Origin of the sequence: Clostridium boliviensis, assembly GCF_033342255.1 — a bacterium.
Taxonomy (GTDB): Bacteria; Bacillota; Clostridia; order Lachnospirales; family Lachnospiraceae; genus Lacrimispora; species Lacrimispora boliviensis.
Genome location: NZ_JAWONS010000293.1, coordinates 1 through 424, shown reverse-complemented (window position 1 = coordinate 424; position 424 = coordinate 1). Strand labels below are relative to the sequence as shown.

Below are 424 nucleotides of genomic sequence, written 5' to 3'. Positions count from 1 at the left end.
TTCGGCTTTGCCCTGGGATTGGATCGGATCCTCGTCGCTCTGGAGGAGAACGGGGTTCAACTTCCCGCCCATCGCAGGCTGGACTGTTACGTGGTCAGCCTGGGTGAAGCGGCCAAACGGCGGGCAGTCACCCTTCTCGCTGAACTGCGTCGGGCGGGCTGTTCGGCGGATCGGGACGTCCTCGACCGGAAGATGAAAGGGCAGATGAAGGCGGCCGATCGGGAACAGGCCCGCTATGTGGTCATCCTCGGCGAGGAGGAGTTGGGTCGGGATACGGCTGTCGTGAAGGAGATGGCCACGGGACGGCAGGAGGAAGTGCGGCTTGACCGTTTGGTCGAATATATACGGGCCGGAAGCAAGAGGTAGGAGGGAAGCCATATGGAAACCGTTCAACGGACGCACCATTGCGGTGAACTGACGCGGG

Annotated in this window: 1 protein-coding gene; it reads left to right on the top strand. The window is 62.0% G+C overall.

Annotated elements, in window-relative coordinates:
• Positions 1 to 366, top strand: a 366-nt coding sequence (locus RZO55_RS21575; RefSeq protein ID WP_318066332.1) for a His/Gly/Thr/Pro-type tRNA ligase C-terminal domain-containing protein, incomplete at its 5' end; no start/stop codon positions are given.
• Between the last annotated feature and the right edge of the window lie 58 nt (positions 367 to 424).